Annotated in this window: 6 protein-coding genes and 1 pseudogene; 6 read left to right on the top strand and 1 reads right to left on the bottom strand. The window is 66.8% G+C overall.

What is annotated here, in order from left to right:
• The first annotated feature begins 110 nt into the window (after positions 1 to 110).
• The 6 genes from xth to sitI6 all read left to right on the top strand — a co-directional run bounded on the left by xth (position 111) and on the right by sitI6 (position 4,153).
• Positions 111 to 881: an exodeoxyribonuclease III gene (xth, locus tag D7V88_RS39190; protein ID WP_120545630.1), complete on the top strand. Its 771-nt coding sequence runs from the start codon at positions 111 to 113 to the stop codon at positions 879 to 881.
• Positions 882 to 896: 15 nt separating this feature from the next.
• A complete protein-coding gene (locus D7V88_RS39185) occupies positions 897 to 2,069 on the top strand; it encodes a threonine synthase (protein WP_120545629.1) in 1,173 nt (390 codons plus the stop codon).
• Positions 2,070 to 2,301: 232 nt separating this feature from the next.
• Positions 2,302 to 2,442, top strand: a complete 141-nt coding sequence (locus tag D7V88_RS43365; protein ID WP_158625259.1) for a hypothetical protein — start codon at positions 2,302 to 2,304, stop codon at positions 2,440 to 2,442.
• A gap of 2 nt (positions 2,443 to 2,444) precedes the next feature.
• The gene (locus D7V88_RS39180) at positions 2,445 to 2,726 is read left to right on the top strand and encodes a hypothetical protein (RefSeq protein ID WP_147449070.1); all 282 of its coding nucleotides are present in this window, start codon (positions 2,445 to 2,447) and stop codon (positions 2,724 to 2,726) included.
• Between the two features lie 34 nt (positions 2,727 to 2,760).
• The gene (gene sitA6, locus D7V88_RS39175; RefSeq protein WP_120545627.1) at positions 2,761 to 3,423 is read left to right on the top strand and encodes a SitA6 family polymorphic toxin lipoprotein; all 663 of its coding nucleotides are present in this window, start codon (positions 2,761 to 2,763) and stop codon (positions 3,421 to 3,423) included.
• Positions 3,383 to 4,153 (top strand): SitI6 family double-CXXCG motif immunity protein, encoded by a 771-nt coding sequence (sitI6, locus tag D7V88_RS39170; protein ID WP_120545626.1) that lies wholly within the window; start codon positions 3,383 to 3,385, stop codon positions 4,151 to 4,153. Before sitA6 ends, sitI6 begins: the two co-directional genes overlap by 41 nt.
• Positions 4,154 to 4,160: 7 nt before the next feature.
• Here sitI6 and D7V88_RS39165 read toward each other — a convergent pair.
• A pseudogene (locus D7V88_RS39165) lies at positions 4,161 to 4,574 on the bottom strand (glycoside hydrolase family 31 protein); the annotation flags it as partial.

Raw genomic sequence — 4,574 nt, 5'->3', positions numbered from 1 at the left:
GTGTGCCAACGGCCCTTCCCTCTGGGGACGGCAGGGGTGTGTCCCTGGGGCCACGGGGGCAGGGGAAAAGCGTGGCCGGGGGCGTGGGCCGCGTGCGACGGTCGGCCGCGATGCGAATCGCGACCTGGAACGTGAACTCGGTGAGGGCCCGGCAGCAGCGGCTGGTTGACTGGTTGAAGAAGCACCAGCCAGACGCGCTCTGCCTTCAGGAACTCAAGTGCACCGATGCGGACTTCCCCTTCGATGCGGTGAAGGAGGCGGGCTACTTCGCCGCCGTGCACGGGCAGAAGACGTACAACGGCGTGGCCATCCTGGCGAAGCAGGAGCCCACGGACGTGGTGCGCGGCCTGTCGGACGGGGTGGATGACACGCACGCGCGCTTCATCGCGGCGACGGTGGGAGGCGTGCGGGTGGTGAGCGCGTACGCGCCCAACGGGCAGCAGGTGGACTCGGACGCGTATGTGTACAAGCTGGAGTGGTTCCACCGGCTCAAGCGCTACCTGGAGACGCGCCACAAGCCGGACGAACCGCTGGTGCTGGGCGGGGACTGGAACATCGCCCCGGACCCCATCGACGTGTACGACCCGGCGCAGTGGGAAGGGCAGACGCTGTTCACGTTGCGCGAGCGTGACGTGTTGCAGCAGGTGCGCGCGTTCGGGCTGACGGATGCGTTTCGGCACCTGCACCCGACGGAGCAGAAGTTCTCCTGGTGGGATTACCGGATGCTGGCGTTCCCGAAGAACCTGGGCGTGCGCATCGACCACCTGTACCTCACGGCGCCGCTGGTGCCCCGGGTGACGGCGTGCGACGTGGACCGCGAGGAGCGCAAGGGGAAGCTGCCGTCGGACCACGCGCCGGTATGGCTGGAGTTGAAGGACTGAGTAGAGTCGGGGGCCATGTCCGTCCTCCGATTGGATTGCACGAAGTGTGACCGGACGTATGCGCCGGGCTCGGTGTGGAACCTGTGCACGGCGTGTCAGGCGCCGCTGTTCGCGCGCTACGACCTGGAGCGCGCGGCCCGCACGCTGAAGCCCGAAGCGCTGGCCGGGCGCGAACGTTCGATGTGGCGCTACCACGAGGTGCTGCCGGTGGAAGACCCGGCGCACCGGCTGAGCCTGGGGGAGGGCTTCACGCCGCTGCTGCAAGCGCCCCGGCTCGCGGGATGGCTGGGATTGAAGCGCGTGCTCGTGAAGGACGAGAGCGGCAATCCCACCGGCTCCTTCAAGGCGCGCGGCCTGTCCGCGGCGGTGTCGATGGCGAAGGTGTTGGGGGCGCAGGCGGTGTGTCTGCCTTCAGCGGGGAACGCGGGCAGCGCGCTGGCGGCGTACGCGGCCCGGGGCGGGATGGAGGCGCACGTCTTCGTGCCGAAGGACATCGCGTCGCTGTTCCTGATGGAGACGCGGGCCTACGGCGCGCATGTGGAGACGGTGGAGGGGCTCATCTCCGACGCGGGGCGGGTGTGCGCGGGGCTCGCGAAGGAGCACGGCTGGTACGAGTGCGCGACGCTGAAGGAGCCCTACCGGGTCGAGGGCAAGAAGACGATGGGCTACGAGCTGGCGGAGCAGCTCGGGTGGACGCTGCCGGACGTCATCCTGTACCCGACGGGTGGTGGGACGGGGCTCATCGGGATGTGGAAGGCCTTCGAGGAGCTGGAGGCGATGGGGCTCATCGGTTCGAAGCGGCCCCGGATGGTGGCGGTGCAGGCGCAGGGGTGCGCGCCCATCGTGAAGGCGCACGCGGAAGGCAAGCCGGACGCGCCGATGTGGCCGGGAGCGACGACGCACGCGCACGGCCTGCGGGTACCCAAGGCGCTGGGCGACTTCCTCATCCTGCGCGCGGTGAAGGACAGCCACGGGACGGCGGTGTCGGTGACGGAGGAGGAGATTGTGCAGGGCACGAAGGACATCGCCTCCGCGGAAGGCCTGTTCGTGGCGCCCGAGGGCGGCGCGTGCGTGGCGGCGCTCAAGAAGCTGCATGCGGCCGGGGACGTGACGCCGGAGGAGTCCGTGGTCGTGTTCAACACGGGCACGGGGTTCAAGTACGTGGAGAACATGGCGCCGCTGTGGTGATGGCGCGGAAGAATGGCGACGCGCGGAGCTGGCGTGTCACGTCATACGCAAATCAAATGTCTTGCTTGTGGCCTGCGGCCGCGCCGTTGGGGTGAAAGACATGCACTACGTTCAGGTTGAGTTTGGTCACAGGCGGGCTGCCACGGATTTCAAGCGGTCGGTGTTGGAGAACAAGCTTTCGCGGGCGGTGAACGTCCAGATCGTGATGAAGAACTTCATTTCGGAATTTCAAATGGTGGAGTCCGAGAACGTCGTGCTGACCTTCAAGACGGAGCAACTGGAAGAAGTCCTGTCGTCCCTCCAGGAGCCGACGTTCAAGACCGGGAGCGCGGTGTACTGGGAAGTGAAGGGCTTGTTTCCAGCGGAGTCGTGACCATGAGTGATTCCTCGAAGGTTCCCCCGCGTCCTCCCCGTCCTCCTGGCATGCCGGAGGTGCCCGAGCCCAAGCCCGTCAGTCCCGTGGGCTCGGCGCACCTGCGGCCGGATGGGGTGCTGGAGCTCCGGATGGGCGCTTCGGCTCCGGGGGCGATCGTCGGACAGGCCCTGTTCATCATCAAGCCTGGGGATGCGCGTTACGAATCCGTGCGCGAGCACCTGGGCCCGATGGAGCCGGGTGGCTACGCGCCGGTGTTGCCGTTCCCTCCGGGCGCGTTCTGACGCGAGGATTGTGCGCTGATATGGAAGGGGCGTGATGAGACGCCCCCTCGCGCTGTTCCTGCTGTTGACGACGCTCCTGGGGGGATGCGCGTCAACGCGTCCTGCGCTTGATCATTGGGGGGAGGCGGAGTCCGTAGGGGAGGATGCTTGCAGAGAGGACGACAAGTGCGTGGCGCTCGTCTGCGCCGACGACTTGTGCGGGCTCTATCACTGCGAGGACACCGGGACGCTGCTGGCGCGGGGAGGTGGCGTTCGGCCTCCCGTTGCGGCTTCTGCGCCGGGCTTTGGACCTCGCCGGTATCGGGGCGCTGCTCAACCCCTGCCGGGTGACCGCGAAGCCATTTTCGTCATCCGCTGGTACAACCATCCGCCACCGCCGGCACCGACGGATGGCAGGAAGCCTTCAGGTTCGGGCTGGGTCCGCCATCATCTCTTTCCTCAAGAGCGGGACCTCGCGGAGTTCTTCAAGCGGCAGGCACACATCAACGTGCACGATTTTACGATGATCATTCCGCGTGCCGAGCACCTGCGGCTGCATGGCGTAGGCGGGCGCGGAGGTCCCTGGAATCAGACGTGGCGCGACTTCGCCATCACGCACCCGAATGCAACCCCGAAGCAGGTTCAGGATCAGTTGACCCGGATGATCATCGAATTCAATGTCATGGGACCCATCGTTCCCTACCGTTCTCTTCGCTGAGACCTCAGGAGGCCGTATGAAGTATTTCAGGCTGCATCCTGCTGAAGGTCCGAGGTTCACCGGTTTCATTGATGGCGTGCATCGCTGGGGGCTTCCCGGTGGGCTTTGTCCGGTGTGCCACGCCAGCCCCGGTGGCCTCGGTGAGGCCTATCCATCCGTGGACCTCTCCGGCTGGGCTCTCCGCAGGGAACTCGCGGAGGCGAGGCAGGTCCCTCTCGAAGAGTATGAGCGGTTGCGCGATCGCTTGAGGCCACATGCGCCTCCCGGCGCACTGTTGCTACCTGGAGCCGGGTTCGGTTTGCTCAGTGGAAAGGGCTCAGGTTGGTGGGGCGCGTTGCATCTACCCACGCCGTGGACGCTGGTCATGAAGCGTGACGCATTGGCGCAAATGCGCGGCACAGGCGGCCTCAAACTCCTTGCCAGCGAAGTGGACATTCACTTCGAAGGGATTGAGGCTCCGGACCTGCTGGAGATCGAAATCCATCCACATGGCCGCCTTCACGACACCTGTTTCCCGGAGGGACGTGAACTCCCATGTGCACGATGTGGTCGCCAGGGAGGGAGCCTCCCAGATGCCCCCCTCCTGGATGCAAGCACGCTGCTCGCAGGCCAGGACTTGTTCCGGCTGGAGGACTACACGACCATCATCATCGCCACCGAGCGATTCGTCGAGGCCGTCAAACGCCTCGGGCTGGAAGGGGTCGTGTTCAAGGAAGTGCCTGCGGTCTGACGCTGCACTACGGCTCGACCACCAGCCGCGTCCAGTCCGCCCCCACCCGAAGCTCCAGCACGCCCTCCTCGAACCGGTGTGCCCGAGCCCCCGTCACCTGCCGCACCGACCCCAAGCCATACACCCGCACAGTCTCCTCCGACCGTGCCCGTGCCAGCGTTCCCGTCTCGCTCCGCTCCAATCGCAGCACTCCGTCCACCACCCCACCGCTGAGCACCGTGAGCCGCGACGCCCCGTACCCATCCCCCGCGTCCTCGTAGAGCCGCCCGCGGATCTCCGGCGCCGCGTGTACGTGCCACTCCAGGTGCTTCCAGTTCGCGTCCGTGGTGTGCATCGCCGGCCGTGTCAGCGCCACCGCTCCACCAGCCCGCAGCCACACCGGCACCGTGTCCAGCGGCCCGTCCGCGATGACGTACTGGCC

The sequence above is a fragment of the Corallococcus terminator genome, assembly GCF_003611635.1.
Classification (GTDB): domain Bacteria; phylum Myxococcota; class Myxococcia; order Myxococcales; family Myxococcaceae; genus Corallococcus; species Corallococcus terminator.
This window is presented reverse-complemented; position numbering and strand designations above follow the sequence as displayed.

Bases quoted from the DNA above. Each gene is read 5' to 3' on its own strand.
- xth (WP_120545630.1), top strand. From the start codon at position 111: ATGCGAATCGCGACCTGGAACGTGAACTCGGTGAGGGCCCGGCAGCAG.
- D7V88_RS39185 (WP_120545629.1), top strand. From the start codon at position 897: ATGTCCGTCCTCCGATTGGATTGCACGAAGTGTGACCGGACGTATGCG.
- D7V88_RS43365 (WP_158625259.1), top strand. From the start codon at position 2,302: ATGGTGGAGTCCGAGAACGTCGTGCTGACCTTCAAGACGGAGCAACTG.
- D7V88_RS39180 (WP_147449070.1), top strand. From the start codon at position 2,445: ATGAGTGATTCCTCGAAGGTTCCCCCGCGTCCTCCCCGTCCTCCTGGC.
- sitA6 (WP_120545627.1), top strand. From the start codon at position 2,761: ATGAGACGCCCCCTCGCGCTGTTCCTGCTGTTGACGACGCTCCTGGGG.
- sitI6 (WP_120545626.1), top strand. From the start codon at position 3,383: ATGTCATGGGACCCATCGTTCCCTACCGTTCTCTTCGCTGAGACCTCA.